Annotated in this window: 11 protein-coding genes; 7 read left to right on the forward strand and 4 right to left on the reverse strand. The window is 36.2% G+C overall.

Translation table 11 applies throughout. The annotated features are described in order from the left end of the window. The first annotated feature begins 169 nt into the window (after window positions 1–169). Window positions 170–2,275 (forward strand): polyphosphate kinase 1, encoded by a 2,106-nt coding sequence (gene ppk1, locus M0051_RS00375; RefSeq protein ID WP_306739562.1) that lies wholly within the window; start codon window positions 170–172, stop codon window positions 2,273–2,275. Window positions 2,276–2,307: 32 nt separating this feature from the next. Further along, the gene (locus tag M0051_RS00380; protein ID WP_306739563.1) at window positions 2,308–2,805 is read left to right on the forward strand and encodes a histidine phosphatase family protein; all 498 of its coding nucleotides are present in this window, start codon (window positions 2,308–2,310) and stop codon (window positions 2,803–2,805) included. Between the two features lie 56 nt (window positions 2,806–2,861). Here M0051_RS00380 and M0051_RS00385 read toward each other — a convergent pair whose 3' ends face one another. From M0051_RS00385 to M0051_RS00395, 3 genes are all read right to left on the reverse strand, one after another. Next, on the reverse strand, window positions 2,862–5,225 hold the full coding sequence (locus M0051_RS00385) for a type IA DNA topoisomerase (protein WP_306739564.1): 2,364 nt from the start codon (window positions 5,223–5,225) through the stop codon (window positions 2,862–2,864). A 194-nt stretch (window positions 5,226–5,419) separates the two neighbouring features. Then, complete coding sequence (locus M0051_RS00390; RefSeq protein ID WP_306739565.1) at window positions 5,420–9,025, reverse strand: BamA/TamA family outer membrane protein; 3,606 nt, start codon at window positions 9,023–9,025, stop codon at window positions 5,420–5,422. Window positions 9,026–9,068: 43 nt separating this feature from the next. Then, the gene (locus M0051_RS00395; RefSeq protein WP_306739566.1) at window positions 9,069–9,998 is read right to left on the reverse strand and encodes an SdiA-regulated domain-containing protein; all 930 of its coding nucleotides are present in this window, start codon (window positions 9,996–9,998) and stop codon (window positions 9,069–9,071) included. A gap of 173 nt (window positions 9,999–10,171) precedes the next feature. On the opposite strand from M0051_RS00395, the gene M0051_RS00400 reads away from it, so the two are divergent. The 5 genes from M0051_RS00400 to M0051_RS00420 all read left to right on the forward strand — a co-directional run bounded on the left by M0051_RS00400 (window position 10,172) and on the right by M0051_RS00420 (window position 15,089). Then, on the forward strand, window positions 10,172–11,365 hold the full coding sequence (locus M0051_RS00400) for a Pycsar system effector family protein (protein ID WP_306739567.1): 1,194 nt from the start codon (window positions 10,172–10,174) through the stop codon (window positions 11,363–11,365). 51 nt (window positions 11,366–11,416) lie between these two features. Further along, the gene (locus M0051_RS00405; protein WP_306739568.1) at window positions 11,417–12,118 is read left to right on the forward strand and encodes a 16S rRNA (uracil(1498)-N(3))-methyltransferase; all 702 of its coding nucleotides are present in this window, start codon (window positions 11,417–11,419) and stop codon (window positions 12,116–12,118) included. Window position 12,119: 1 nt separating this feature from the next. Then, the gene (locus tag M0051_RS00410) at window positions 12,120–12,782 is read left to right on the forward strand and encodes a DUF4159 domain-containing protein (protein WP_306739569.1); all 663 of its coding nucleotides are present in this window, start codon (window positions 12,120–12,122) and stop codon (window positions 12,780–12,782) included. 360 nt (window positions 12,783–13,142) lie between these two features. Then, window positions 13,143–14,345 (forward strand): 6-phosphofructokinase, encoded by a 1,203-nt coding sequence (locus M0051_RS00415; protein WP_306739570.1) that lies wholly within the window; start codon window positions 13,143–13,145, stop codon window positions 14,343–14,345. A gap of 108 nt (window positions 14,346–14,453) precedes the next feature. Beyond that, a complete protein-coding gene (locus tag M0051_RS00420; protein WP_306739572.1) occupies window positions 14,454–15,089 on the forward strand; it encodes a hypothetical protein in 636 nt (211 codons plus the stop codon). 396 nt (window positions 15,090–15,485) lie between these two features. On the opposite strand, the gene M0051_RS00425 is transcribed toward M0051_RS00420, so the two are convergent. After that, on the reverse strand, window positions 15,486–16,562 hold the full coding sequence (locus M0051_RS00425) for a hypothetical protein (protein ID WP_306739573.1): 1,077 nt from the start codon (window positions 16,560–16,562) through the stop codon (window positions 15,486–15,488).

Genomic DNA, 16,562 nt, shown 5'->3' on the forward strand with positions numbered 1-16,562 from the left:
CCGAACCTTCGGGATCAGAATGACAATAATATTAAACTTTTTGGACATCCTCCCAAGAAATTCCGATAATACCAAAAATCCCCATATCCTTCACCCATTCGTAACACAAAGAACCAAAAAATTGACTATTTTTAATGACATAGATTTTCACAATTAGCAATATCAATACATGTCAAAATATCAATTCCTTAACCGGGACTTAAGTTGGTTATCTTTCAACAATAGGGTGTTGGAAGTTGCCACAAATCCAAACTTACCCTTATACGAGAGGATAAAATTCCTCGCTATTTACTCTTCAAATCTCGATGAGTTTTACCGTGTACGCGTAGGAACTTATAAGAGGTTTACCGAACTTCCACCAGAAGACAAAAAAAACTTAAGAGAAAATCCAGATACAATTCTCAAAAAAATTAATGCCGAGGTAGATCGTCAGCAAATTGAATTTGGAAAGATATTTAGAGACAATATTATTCCTGAGCTTCGTGAGAATAACATTATTCTGTTACAAGACGAAATGTTGTGCAACGAACATCACCAGTTTGTAAAGGATTTCTTTTTGGAGAATATTCTGCCGCATGCACAGCCAATGTTATTGCTTAAACAGCAGATTAAACCTTTCCTTCAAAACAACTCCATTTACCTGGCAGTTAAGCTTTATAAGAGAAGACACAAAAAGGAAGAAGAAAATGGAAGCAGCAAAAAACGCAGAGCTCGTTATGCCATTATTAAAGTTCCATGTCATCATTTCCCAAGATTTATAGAGCTACCTGAAATAGACGGAAAGCATTACATCATGTTTCTCGACGATATCGTTAAGCTAAGAATGAAGGTGCTGTTCCCGGGATATAAAATCGATTCAAGCTTTAGTTTTAAACTGAGTCGCGATGCCGATTTGTTGATTGAAGATGAATATTCGGGCGATTTGATTGATATGATTGAGCGAAGCCTGAAAAAAAGAGAAACAGGTTCTCCTTCCCGATTCCTTTACGATGAATCGATTCCAAAAGAATTTCTTCGATTCCTGAAAGGCTCTTTCGACTTGCTACCTAACGACATGGTAAAAGGTGGAAGATATCACAACTTTCAGGATTTCTTTGGCTTTCCAAATCCTAAGTATCCTGATTTGGAATTGGAACCCTATCATCCGCTAAATGTTGAGGAATTAAAAGGAGAAACCAAATCTATCTTTAGAACCATTCGCAAGAAAGATCGAATTCTACACTTTCCATATCAGTCGTACAAGTACGTTATCCGTTTCTTGAACGAGGCTGCCTTAGATCCTAAGGTGGAAGAAATTAAGGCAACTCAATATCGTGTTGCCGATAATTCTGCCGTGGTTAATGCACTGATCAACGCGGCACACAATGGCAAAAAAGTAACTGTTTTTGTTGAGGTTAAGGCTCGTTTCGACGAGGAAGCCAACCTACGTTCGGCACGCGAAATGCGCAAAGCAGGTATCAAGATTATTTACAGCATACCTGGGCTTAAAGTTCATGCAAAAATTGCCTTGGTTATCAGAAAGGATGACAAGAGAGATTATGCCTTCTTAAGTACAGGTAATTTCAACGAGAAAACTGCCAAAATATATGCCGATCATGGATTCATGACTTCCGATAAGATTATGATTCAGGAGTTGAAACAGCTATTCGATTATCTTGAAAATAAAACACCCGGCTACACATTCAACAAATTATTAGTGGGTCAGTTCAATTTAAAAAGAGAGCTGATTCGACTAATCGATCAGGAAATTGAAAATGTAAAGAATGGAAAAAAAGGCTACATTCTTTTAAAAATGAATGGTCTGCAAGAACGTGAAATGATTCGAAAATTGTATGAAGCTAGCTCAAAGGGTGTAAAAATCGATCTGATACTTCGTGGTATTTGCTGTCTAAAACCTGAACAGCCATATTCTAAAAACATCAGAATTATTCGAATTGTTGATCAATTTTTAGAACATGCAAGGGTATTCTATTTCCACAACAAGGGAGAAGAATTGTTATATCTTTCTTCTGCCGATTGGATGAATCGCAATCTGCAACGCAGAATTGAATGTGCATTCCCCATTCATGATGCGGATATTAAAAAAGAAATCATTCACATCTTAAAGCTGCAGCTGTCCGACAATGTAAGTGCCAGGTACCTAAACTGTAATTTGGATAATATTCCTGTTGAAAGATTGGATGGAGAACTCAAAGTGAGATCCCAAATTGCCATTGCAGAATTCCTGAAAGAAAAGGAAAAGGCTCATAAAGAAAAAGAATCGGTAAAAAGATAGATCAAAAACACAGTAACTTAAATCGCAACACTATGAAACGTTTATTTCTGGTACGACATGCCAAAACAGAAGTAATTAGGTACGACATTACTGATTTTCAAAGAAATTTGAAAGAAAGAGGAATCAGCGATTCAAACCTAATCGCTAACAAGTTGCTGCTAAAAAATGTGAAACCTGATTTAATGATATCCAGTACGGCAAACAGAGCCATTCAAACCGCTCGTTTGTTTGCCGATATCTTGGATTATCAACAAGAATCCATTGTGCAATTAGATGAATTGTATGATGGATTTACCACCCACGAATTTTTAGGGATGCTCGACCAATACGGCAATGAGAATGATTCGATAATGATTTTTGGTCACAATCCGAGCATTGAGTACCTGGCCTTTAATTTAAGTGTTGAGTTCTACCAATACGTACCAACCTGCACGGTTATCGGTATAGAATTCGATGTGAACGACTGGAAAGATATTGAAGCACGTTCGGGTAAGGTATGCTTGTATGAATTCCCAAAAAAATACAAGTAGAGACACGCCATGGCGTGTCTTATATACCACATTGATGGACATGCCATGGCATGTCCTTACTGTTTTCCAAAAATTATTTTTCCCTGATTATCCAAAATCAATTTCCCATTCACCTTCTCCTGCGTTTGAGGATCTGTAAACCCTTTGATTAATCCGGTTTTTTGTTGTTTTACCAAAGATTTAATTTGAGCTTCGCTCAGCGTCTTCTCCATAAACACAAATGGCACAATAAACTTGCAGCCATTCTTGTAATTGGAGCATCCAAAGGCAGCATTTCCTTTCAGTAAAGTACCTGATTTACATACAGGACAAGTCAATATTTCTTTTTCCTCTTCAAGAATACTCAAACTAAAATCAGGATCCAGAACCAGGTTTCCTGTGATCTTGTTGCCATCAACAACAAATCCCTTAATTTTAGGCGTTTTGCCCTTTAACACCAATGTCTCAACCTGTTTATCCGTTAGTTTCTTACCGCTAAACTCGAAAGGAATTCTAATTTCGCATCCATTCTTCCAGTTGGTACAACCCCAAACCGATTTGCCTTTTACAATCCTACCTTCCTTACATTTAGGGCATGTTAAATCAGCAGGTGCTTCCTTTTTCTTTTTTGCCTTTGCCTTCTTTTTCTCTTTTTCTTTCTCCTCATCAATTACCTCAATGGCATTGATATTCTTTCTGGATTTTACATCCCAAACAATACCTACAACCATATTCTTCAACTCTGCCATGAATTGGTTCACCTCAAAATTCCCCAATTCAATCTCACGAAGCTTTTTCTCCCACTGCCCTGTAAGCTCTGCCGATTTAAGCAGCTCATTCTGAATGGTATCAATCAGCTGAATGCCTGTTATGGTAGCCACCAATCGCTTCTTTTCCTTTTTAATGTATCGACGCTTGAACAGGGTTTCAATAATGTTGGCTCGGGTTGAAGGTCGACCAATTCCATTTTCTTTCATCAACTCCCTTAACTCATCATCATCCACCTGCTTTCCTGCGGTTTCCATAGCACGCAATAAGGTTGCCTCGGAATAATATTTAGGAGGTTGCGTTTGCTTCTCAGCCAAATCGGGCTGGTGTTCACCAGTTTCTCCTTTTACAAAAGCTGGAAGAATTACTCCCTCGCCCACATTGCTATCTTTGGCATATAAAACCCTCCAACCTGGATCAACAATCTGCTTTCCTGTTGCCTTAAAGTCAATATCAGTAACCTTCCCCATTACCGTGGTGTTACTCACCTTACAGTCTGGATAAAAAACAGAAATGAATCGTTTGGTAACCAAATCATACACTTGCTTTTCCTCATAACGCAGTCCTGAAGGAATTACTCCTGTTGGGATAATGGCATGGTGATCGGTTACTTTTTTATCATCAAATACCTTTTTTGATTTTCTGATTTTCTCCTTCAAAAGCGGATCAACAAACTCTTTATAAGGCGTTAATTTCTTTAAAATTCCAGGAATCTTTTTGTAGATATCATCTGAGAGGTAGGTTGTATCTACCCTTGGATAGGTAGTCAACTTTTTCTCATACAAAGTTTGAATGATTCTTAATGTATCCTCGGCCGACAAATTGAATTTGCGGTTACAATCTACCTGCAAAGAGGTTAAATCGAACAAACGTGGAGGCTGTTCCTTTCCACTCTTTTTTTCAACCGATACAATTTCAAAAGGCTCAGATTTAATTTGATCAAGAAATGCAATTCCCTCTTCCTTTTTATCGAATCGACCTCTGGTAGCAGCAAAACTTACCTCACGATAAACTGTTTTAAGCTCCCAGTATGTTTGTGGCACGAAGTTTTCAATTTCCTTTTGGCGATTTACAATCAAAGCCAAGGTAGGAGTTTGCACCCTACCAATTGACAGAACTGATTTACCACCAGCATACTTCAACGTATACAATCGGGTGGCATTAATACCCAAAAGCCAATCGCCAATTGCTCTTGATGAACCCGCTGCATACAAACGATCAAAATCACTCCCCTCTCTCAAATTCTCAAATCCTTCACGAATGGCTTCCTCGGTTAGAGAAGAAATCCATAAACGCTTTACCGGAACATTGCATTTTGCCTTGTGCAAAACCCAACGCTGAATTACCTCTCCTTCCTGGCCGGCATCACCACAGTTGATAACCTCTTCGGCATTTGTAATTAATTTCTCCAAAATGTCGAATTGTTTTTGAACTCCAGTATCGGGAATTACTCTAATTCCAAAACGAGGAGGAATTAAAGGCAAATCGTTCATATGCCAGTATTTCCAATTCAAGTCGTATTCATGCGGTTCTTTCAAGGTGCACAGGTGCCCAAAAGTCCAGGATATTTGATATCCATTCCCTTCGTAATAACCATCCCTTTTTGATTTTGCTCCTAAAATTAAGGCGATTTCGCGTGCTACACTAGGTTTCTCCGCAATACAAACTTTCATATTCTTACTTAGTAGTTAATTATTAAATTTTGAGTTATAAGTACTTAAAATTACAAGTGCCTATAGTTTAATAAAATCAACAGCCACCATAGTTTTACTCAAACTGTACTTCAAACTTCCTTAAAATTAAAAGTTTCAAATGACAAACTTGTAAGTACTTTAGGCACTTTAAGTACTCCAAGTACTTTCTATTTCTAAAACATATACTTAAACTCTAATGAGAAAATATTTTCTTCTTCCGACATGCCAAAATTAGCAGTTAATACCATCAATTTAAAGGGCGACATCCAAAAACCTCCACCATATCCGTGATGCCATTTGTTAGAGCTTTCACCATCAATCCATACACGGCCAAAATCATTAAATGCTAACAAACCAACTTCCCCTCCAAGATAATAGGATTTAAATCTGGCCAATCTAAATCTAAAATCAGTATTCTGATAAACCATATCATCTCCTGCAAATCGATCTTGTCGATATCCTCTTAAGTTTGATTTTAATCCCAGTTTATTTGCTTGATAAAAAGAATAACCACTGGTATTGTGAGCTGCTCCTACTCGTAGTGCTAAAATACTACGTTGTGGTCTTCCTAAACTTGTATAGAATCTCATATCGGTTTCCATTTTCTGGAAGTTATGGTCGTTTTTTTCTAAACCGCGATAAAAACTCCATGAATTCGTCCAATACATTCCTCGAGAAGGAATCACCTTACTATCTCGAGTATCCCACTCATGTTTGATATTTATCCCCAAATATCTTCTGGTATCAAAATCACTTAGCAGGTCCAGGTCATTATCCGGATTGCTAAAATCAGTTACAAATCTATCAGGAGTTGCCTTTAATTCCAACTGTTCGTAGAATGTACCAAAAGAAATACTCTGATTTGTTCCAATTTTTTTTCTCAAGTGCAAAGCCAATTCTGTTCTTCCCATACGAATACGATTGTACTCCTTGTCATCCAATTCAGGGCTTTCTGTTTCATTACCAAGTCCATAATAATAACCTTGAAAATTTGGAGTATTGTAATCAATTTTAGCCAATAGGTCCAAAGATTTGAATACGCCAATCATTTCTCCCGAATAATTAATTTGAGCTGATGGATACATAAATGCATAGTTCACCAAAAATTTATGGAAAGAACCATAGGGCTCTTTTCTAAAGCTTTGTTTTTTGATATTAAATCCGGCTCCAAGAATCAATCCATCATCGCTTACATAGTTTAAGTTGGCTGCCGGACTAACAATATCATATTTAAATGATTTTCGGTCGTAAACATTCACACTCTTATTTTTCGATAGACGATTTTGGAAGCTACCATTTCCTTTTACTTTGGTTTTGGACTTATCGTAAACTACCACATTGGATTTTAGAGTGTTATCAATTTTGAACTTATCCTTTCCGGTTCCTCCAACGATTCTTAGCTTAACACCTTTCGAATATTTTCCGTCAATATCAAATTCATCTTTACCACCTAAACCATAAATGTGAACCTCTTTGGTTTCATCCTTCATGAATTTGCGATCGTAAAGTTTTTCTTTCTTATTTCCCTTTTTACTCAATCGACGAACTTTAACATGTAGGTTTCCATCCTCATCCCACTCTGCATCAAAGTCCTCTGTTCCATTTGTTCCAACAACATCAACCTCTTTTGCCAGATAGTTGTAGAATTCAACAGCCAAGTCTGGTAAAAGATCTCTTCTCGATTTCAATTTTGCCACAATAACATCAGCAGAAATATCATAGACCTCTTTGGGAAGATCTTTTATTGCTTTTTCTATGATTTCATCAGTCAATTTCTGCTTTAGCTCATTGGCCATTTCAACCCAATCCTGTTTGTTCTTGGATTGAAGAAAATTACGATCGAAATAACGAGCATTAAAGCCCAATCCCACAACATTCTCTGGAACTGACTCGAAAACCTGGAATTTAGGCATCGCCCATTTTCTTCGAATCAACCAAGGAATTTTTCCATCGCTGTAAAAGAACACCTGGTCTCGATCACGTGGAATTGGTCTTGCAATGGTTTTTCCATCTTTCTCGAAAGTAGCCCAGCGCCATTGGTCATCATGTCTGTCCCAATCATTCAGGAAAATATCGAATAATCTAGCACGTAAAACGGCTGATTCATCAATTACCAAATCAGAATTCTTGAATCTTTTTTCAATCAACTTATCGGTTCCGATAACATCCTTGGTATTGCCAAAGTTATCAGCATCGGACATGTCATCATTCGGACGTTCCTCGAATAGGTACAATTCATTCTTAAAATCATCCCGGTAGATTCCAAATCGTGGATCATCTGGCACATATACAATTTTTGGATTGGTATGATAAACACCTGCTGCATCTGCCAGTTTAGGCACTGCAATGGCCGCATACGGATAGGATTCTGAAATACCATCCTGAACTATTTTTGCCGCAACTGTTCCTTTTAAAGCAGGAGGAATTGCTTTTTCTGTATACTTCTCAACCGATCGTAGCACATACTGCTTACCGTCTTTTGCCTCTAATCTCAAGGAACGAGTTTGCTGACCACCACCTCTCTTTAAGATTTTCAACCCACCTTTTTCCGTTCCAATATCAAAAACCGGAACCTCAATAGGAGTTTCCCACTCCTTACGATAATTGTTTCCTAACCAATTCCTTTTCGACTTTTTATCTGTGGAATATAAATCACTTGCAGCAATAGTAATAGTGCTATCTGCAAAGTTTAAATCTTCGTATTTTTTCGCCAGATCTTCTTCGCTAGGCGTTGTTTTTGTAAATAGCTTCGTCTGATATGCTAGACGGGCATCTTCAGTACCATTCTTTCCGACAGACCACATTTCCAACCACACTTCATCATTGGCATAGAAGTTTAATCTGGTAAAACCGATTTCTCGCAAAGCAACATCCATTTTCTTTTCAGATACATATTCTGATTTACTTCCAGAACCTGAAACCACAAAAAATGAGTTGTCCTTTTCAGTAAATTGTAAACTATTATCATGGGCAGAAACTGTTACCAAGCTCTCATATCCTCGCCCTAATTTTCGCCCCATATATCGCATTTGCTTGTAAAATGGATATGCAAAATCCTGCGGTGTTCCGAAAAGTTTACGATACAATTCTACTGGCCCTATAAAAGGAAAATTCCCACCATGTTTACCTGCACTATAAATTGGATGATGAGAAGCAAATACAATCTTTTTGTCTTTATTTCTCTTTAATGCATCACTCAACAGAATCAAAAAATCGGAAGAATTCTCAAGTCCACATTCTGCTTCTGGTTTATCAGCGGCATGAAGCCACCATTGAGAATCAACTACAAGAAGAATGATATCCTCTCCGATCTCTATTTCAACTGGTCCAGGACATCCTCCTGTTGGCAAGAACACGTCTCCCTTGCCAATATAATCCTCAATATAGGTTTCCAAATTCATAATGGCTTCCCAACCATGCTTGTTTCCTTGATTCCACTCTTTTTCTCCGGGAATAAAGATGCTTTCACCTTTAAATTCCTTAGCCAAATCCAATAGCTTGATTAAATTTTGATCCCCTGAATGGATAACCTCAATTTCCTCCCTATCGTATTCTTTAGAAATGCTATTGCCCAAAAATACAAGTGTTGCTTTATCATTTTGCTTTTCTAATTGTGATTTAAGCATTTGCATATTGGCATCCACAATGTCAGCTTCTCCAACATCTCCAATAAAAAATATAGAATGCTTCAATAAATCTGAATTGGGAGCTTCATTGTTTTGTCCATTAACCGCCATTGCAAAAAATAATAGGCTTAAAAATGCATAGATCTTTCTCATAAGTTTTGATGTTATAAAATCAATTACGAAAAATGGATTTCAATTATTGTTTGAAACTGTATTTTAAAATATTTGCCTTACTTCCTTTCCCTTCATTTGAAATGAACATGGTTCCATCGGGTGCAAAACAAATTCCTTCAGGCTGACGGAATATTTTACGCTTCAACTTCACAATTGCCTTAATCTCACCTTTAGGATTAAGCACCACTAAAAGCTTACCTACAGAACCTACCACATACAAGTTCCTGGTAATAGGATGAACTGCGACAGCTGATGGCTGAAAAGTGAGATCTCCCTGAGCAGGATTTATATTCTCCATTAATCTTACCGAAAATCTCGAATAGGCATCAAATTCCAATATTCTTCGAATTTGATCTTGATCAATCAGATACTTTGGCTCTTTCGACAATTCATTTTTATCTATAGAGAATTCATAAATAGCTCTCTTTCCCCTGTATTTATTGGAGTGTGCCGGACTTCCTTTACAGGCTACCAACAATGAATTTGTTGAAGGATCATATCCCAAGCCTTCGGTATCATTACCAGCATTCAAATGAGTGGTTCGCTTTACCGAGTGAATGTTTTTATCCCTTAAATGATCAACCTTGAAAATTCTCCCATCCGATCTTAAAACGTAAACCAATGAATCCACCATTTCAACTCCTTCATAATCTCCAGGTTTATCGAATTCATATTTTTTGGTTACCTCTTTTTTCTTATGATTGAATTTATAGATAATTCCTTTTTCATCGTTCACGCACAACAGAGAATATTCCGTAAAATAACTTAAGGCTGATATTTCTCTCAAATGATCTTTTAGTTCATATTTCTTATCTGGTTCATAAATGTCATATGGAAACTTTTCATAGTTTTCCGATAAATAAATCATTTTCTGATCTTTCTTTTGGGCACATGCCTCAAGAAAAAACACAAGAGCAAATAAGCAAATTAGTGTGTGAAAAATTTTTGTCATACGAAAGATCTATCTTTTAATTATTGGAATCATAAAATTAACAAATAAGCCTCAAATACCAATAAAAAAAGGGCAATTGAGGCATTTATATTCATTTAACAGAAGGATTTCATGTTTAATGATTATATTTATTCAATCAAAAAATATATCTCAAGAACTGAAAAATTCAAATTATGAATATTATCCAGGAGGCTGAAAAATACGTCACTAAGCTAATTGAAGATGCGATTAAACCCATATATACTTATCACAATTTAGAGCATACTCAAAATGTAGTTAAGCATTCCATCAAAATTAGTGAAGGATTAGAGTTTAGCGAGGAGCAAAAAGAGATTCTTATTTTAGCAGCTTGGTTTCATGATTCGGGATATTATGAAGACTATTCAAATCATGAGGAGCTAAGTGCACGTAATGCCAGCGTTTTTTTAGAAGCTCGTAATTACCCTGAGGAAAAAATTGATCAGGTGACTCAGGCCATCCTTCACACAAAAGTTCCTCATCCTCCATGTGAAAACCCCGTTTGCAATGCACTATGCGATGCTGATTTGTATCACTTGGCTTCGAAGAGCTACATGAAAAGCTCAGAACAATTGCGTGAAGAAAAGCAAGCCTTATACAAACGCGAGATTCCCCCAAAAGAATACTGGGAAGGTACTTTAGTATTCTTGCAAAACCACAAATACAAAACCAAGTATGGTAAAAAACTTTTTGCCAAAAAGAAAGAACAGAATTACCAAAAAGTAGTTGCTAAAATCAAGGGATATCACGAAAAACAACTGAGAAAACTAAATGAGAAGGTTGAGAAGTTAGAAAGTCAGAACATGAAACTAAAAATGCCTCAACGAGGTATTGAAACCATGTTCAAGGTCACTGCCCGAAATCAAATTAACCTGAGTTCCATTGCCGATAGTAAGGCCAACTTAATGATCTCTGTCAACTCAATCATCATATCGGCAATCTTCTTTATTTTTAAGAATATAATGGATGTTCCTCATTTTATTATTCCATGTATTATATTGCTGATCGTCTGTTTGGTTACCATTACCTATTCGGTTATGGCAACACGTCCTATTGTTACCGATGGTAAATTCTCTGAAGAGGATGTAAAACAGAAAAGAGTAAACCTTCTTTTCTTCGGAAATTTCCACAATATGGATTTGGGGATTTATTCGCGAGCCTTGAAAGGGATGATGACCGACTATGATGAACTGTATGATAGCTTGATTAAAGATCAATACTATTTAGGAAAAGTACTGGGTAAGAAGTATCGCTTTTTAAGAATTTCCTATACAATTTTCATGTATGGGTTAATTTTATCGGTTATCGCATTTATTCTTGCTGCCATTTATCAACCATTAATGTGGTAAATAACTGAACAAAAACTAAATTTGCAGCCCAATTAATAAGCGCAGATTACTATGAATTTATTTTACACTCCAGATATAAAAGATCAGTATTATCAACTTGATGAAATTGAGTCGAAGCATTGTGTTCGTGTTTTAAGATTAAAGGAAGATGATGAAATCCATTTAATTGATGGAAAAGGAACATTATTCACAGCTAAAATAATCGACGCACATCCTAAAAGATGTACTGTTGAATGCATTGAGAAGAAAGAAGAGTTTGGCAAGTTGGATTATGAGCTACACCTGGCCTTGGCTCCTACAAAAAACATCGACAGAACCGAATGGTTTCTTGAAAAATGCACAGAAATAGGCACAAGTGAGTTTACGCCACTTTTGAGCTCTCACTCGGAACGTAAGGTGGTAAAACACGATAGGCTTTTTAAAGTAATTACCTCGGCAGTGAAGCAATCTTTAAAAGCATATCATCCAAAGCTAAACAACCTGACCAAATTTGCTGATTTAGTAACTTCTGATTTCGATGGGGATAAATTCATAGCTCATTGTAATCCTGGAGAAAAAACGCACCTTCAACAATTATGCAAACCCAAGGCAAAATGTTTGGTATTAATTGGTCCTGAAGGCGATTTTAGTCCCGAAGAAGTTGAATTGGCCAAGGCAAATGGATTTCAGGAGATATCCCTTGGCGAAAGTCGCCTGAGAACCGAAACAGCAGGAGTTGTTGCCTGTAATATCGTAAGTCTTGCTAATTATTAAAATGAGATTTCCACACTACATACTCCTCACGTTCATACTGCTATTTAGCTTTAGTGGGCAATCACAAAACACAACGGTGCGTATTGGTTTGCTAAAGTATAATGGTGGTGGTGATTGGTATGCAAACCCGGGCTCATTGCCAAATCTTATTCAGTTTTGCAATAAAAATCAAATTGCAAACATTCAGGCAGAACCTATAACTGTTGAAGTGGGTAGCCCGGAAATATTTTCTTTGCCTTTTATCCACTTAACCGGACATGGTAATATTGTACTAAGTAATCAGGAAGTTATTAATCTTAGAAAATATTTAATGGCAGGTGGATTCTTGCACGTTGACGACAATTACGGATTGAATGCTTATTTCAGAAGAGAAATAAAAAAAGTGTTCCCAAACGAAGATCTGGTTGAACTGCCATTTTCTCATCCCATATATCATCAGGTCTATGAATTTCCAACCGGACTGCCCAAGATCCACGAACATGATGGAAAATCACCACAGGGTTTTGGCCTTTTTTATAAAGGAAGGTTAGTTTGCTTCTATACCTACGAAACGGATTTAGGAGATGGCTGGGAAGATACTTCGGTACACAATGATACGGAAGAAAAACATTTGCAAGCCTTAAAAATGGGCGCTAACATCATCTCCTTCGCTTTCAGTAATTAGATTTATTCTTAATTAACTGATTCCCTATTAATTCTACCTTAATATTTCATGCTCATTTTGAATTTTCATTAACAAAATGATAACTTATACACTTAATTGTGTATTTGTCGTATAATGCCTATCGATATTTGATACTCATTATTCGCCTAAAGTCAATAATGAATTTATCAAATACCAATCGGTATTATAGTGATTTTATACCAAAGTCATTTTGAAATTGATAAGGTATTACATTTGATATCAATCACTAAAGTTTATTGCTATGAAACGTTCATGAACAAATTATTATTAAGCCTAGAACCACAATAATAATTTGCGAATGAAAAGTTCCATCTGATAAATGAATAAAAAACAAAGCAGATGAAAAATAATAATTCTTGTAGAGGGATAATAGGCATCTTAACAGGTGGCGGTGATGTTCCCGGATTGAATCCTGCAATTCGCGCCGTTACCATTAGAGCATTAAGAGAAGGCTATAAAGTAATCGGTATTAGAAAAGGCTGGAGAGGTCTGATTGATATCGTAAGAGATGAAAAGGCAGACAATAGTGAAAACTTTGAAGTTTTAACCGAAGAGTTGGTAAATAAAGTGGGACGAACAGGAGGTACATTTCTGCATACTTCAAGAGTAAATCCTTCTAAAACATCCAGGGAAAGAGTTCCTACACATTTAAAAGACAAATACGATCAGGATGTAAATGACTTGACAGAAGAAGTGCTTGCCAATCTTGATTTCTTAAATATAGATTATTTGATTCCAATTGGTGGTGATGATACTCTAAGCTATGGAGTTCGCTTATACCAGGAAGGCTTTAAGGTAATTGCCATTCCTAAAACCATGGACAATGATGTTCCCGGAACCGATTATTGCATTGGATTTAGTACATGCATTACCCGAACCATTTCACTTACTCACAGCTTAAGAACTTCGGCAGGTTCGCACGAACGCTTGTTGGTACTTGAAGTATTTGGCCGATATGCCGGTTTTACTGCTATTCTGCCTACTTTGGCAGGTGCAGCGAATCGCTGTGTTATTCCAGAACACAATTTCGATATTGAACGTCTTACTGAATTAATGATTCAGGATCGATTTTCAAACCCAAGTAGATACTCGGTTGTACTGATTTCGGAAGGAGCAGCCTTTTCCGGTGAAGAGATGATTTTCCAGGATAATGCAATGGATGACTATGGACATAAAAAACTAGGCGGTATTGGAGATCGAGTATCGGAACAGATGAAAATTTTATCTCCTAAATTCAATAACTCCAAACCAATTAATGTCATCAATCAAAAGCTGGGTTATATGGTACGATGTGGTGATCCGGATGCAATTGACTCAATTGTTCCAATGGCCTTTGGTAATTTGGCTCTAGATTTAATTATTAAAGGAATTCATGGGCGTTTAATCACATTGCGCAACGGAAGATACGACAACGCACCTATTGACATTGTTACCAGCTCGAAAAAATTGGTAGATGTTGATCGTTATTACAATATCGAAAGACTCCGACCAAAGTATAATAGTTTTGAACTTCAGCCATTGTTTTTAATGACAGGTTTGTAATTCCTCATAATTTTGTACATTTGAGAAGCCTTTCAACATTGTGTTGGAAGGTTTCTACTTTCACAACCATTCCCATTTTAATTTATTATTTATTTAAACTTAACTCTTATGTTAGAATTTAACATTTTAGGTATTTCTGTATTGGAATGGATTGGATACGCTGCATCTGTTCTTGTATTGGTATCATTAACAATGACATCGATTATAAAACTTCGATGGTACAATTTGGCAGGAGCTATTCTCTTCTCGACTTATGGATTTTTAATTGGCTCATTGCCTGTTGGAATCATGAACTTTTTAATTGTTTGTGCCAACATTTACAATTTGAAAAAAATGTATGGACAAAAAGAAGATTTTAAAGTAATTGAGATAAAAGAAAACGATGAATTGCTAATACACCTTTTAGACTACTACAAAAAAGACATTAGTAATTTCTATCCTAATTTTGAAAAGAAAGAAAAACAGCTGGGTATTTTCGTATTGAGAAATATGGCCGTGGCAGGAATTTTCATTGGTACACAAGAAGAAAACGAACTAAGAATAGACTTAGATTATGCTCTACCTCAATACAGAGATTTTAAAGTTGGTGACTATTTGTACAAAAGCTTAAAACAAACTTTAAGCGATCACAATATTAAATCGGTATACTGTTATTCTACACAAATGCTAAAATACATGGAGAAAATGGGATTTGAAGCAGACAAAAAGAATAACAAATCCATCATGAAAAAGAATTTAAACTAATTACAAAAGCTCCTCAGTCAATTGAGGAGTTTCTTTTTGGGAAAACGAGCTCCTCAACCAATTCAGGAAGTACTTTTTTGAGAAAACGAGCTCCTCAACCAATTGAGGAAGTACTTTCTTTGAGAAAACGAGATCCTCAGCCAATTGAGGAGGTACTTTTTTGGGAAAACGAGCTCCTCAGCCAATTCAGGAGGTACTTTTTGGGGAAAATGAGTTCTCGAACCAATTCAGAAGATGATTATTGCACGCTGACGATAGGATTTAACTGTAAATGTGATCATACTTCATCGCATGAATATGCTTTTCCTAATTTAACGGTTGAATTTGCGAGTAAATTTAATGTAAAAAAAAGAGCAAACTTTCGTCTGCTCTTAGATTCAATTCATGCTTTTATTATTACTTAATCTCTAAAAGCATCTTTGGTGAAATGCCTGTTTCATATTCCTTAATCAGATTACCATCTGTATCATAAGCTGTTAACTTCCCATTTGCGGTCGTACTTGGTGAAGTAAATACACATACTTTGTTATCGTAAAATCCTACTCCATTTATTCCAGAAACACCTTCAACTAAATTTTTAGCTGCAAAACTTTTGGCCTCTGTATCAAATACTGCAATAGCTCCAGACTTATTGTAATTAGCATCATAAGCTGAAGTCATTACATATAACTTTGAAAAATTATCATTTGCTGACATGATGTTTACATAGCTAGTACTGATACCATCAAGTTTATATAATTCATACTCATTCGTTGTTGTATTAATATAAGCTAAACCTGTTTCTGTTGAAGGAGTTGAATAACTGCTAACCTGAGAAGCATATAGGTTATTCTTATTGTCTTTTACAAAATAACTTGATACTGCTTGAGTTTCAATATAACTGATTTCTTCTGTATCTATATCTATAACGGCAATGCTCTTTTTATAATTTAATGCTGCATATAGTTTACCATTAACAACTGCTAAACCTTCTGGTCCACCTTCCAAAGCTATTTTCTTAACAACTTTTTTAGTATCTAAATCTATCTTTGCAATGTAAGAAAGTGTGATATCATTCCAAATATCTCCACCCCAACATGATACATAAAGGTAATTTCCATCTGCTACACAATAACGTGGTTTGATAATGTCATCTTCCAGTCCATTTGCTGTTTGTTTCCATGATTTACTATCCACCCAAAAAATCTGATCTGCATTGTTACCCATCATGTATACATTACCATCGTAGTTGTAGGCATATTGCACATTAGAAATTATTGAAACAGTATTTACGGTTTCGTAATGATCATTGGTTAAAATATCACTTTCCTTATCGTAAACCGAAATACTCGATTTAGCTCCGTCATAACCACCATAATTAACCACATAACAAGTACCTACACCAGGATCATTATCACTATCACTTGAGCTACATGAAGCAAATAAAGTAGCAGCAATAGCTAACATTGCCAAAAATTTGAACTTGATTTTCAT

This window comes from Marinifilum sp. D714, from assembly GCF_030851345.1.
In the GTDB taxonomy this organism is placed as follows: domain Bacteria; phylum Bacteroidota; class Bacteroidia; order Bacteroidales; family Marinifilaceae; genus Marinifilum.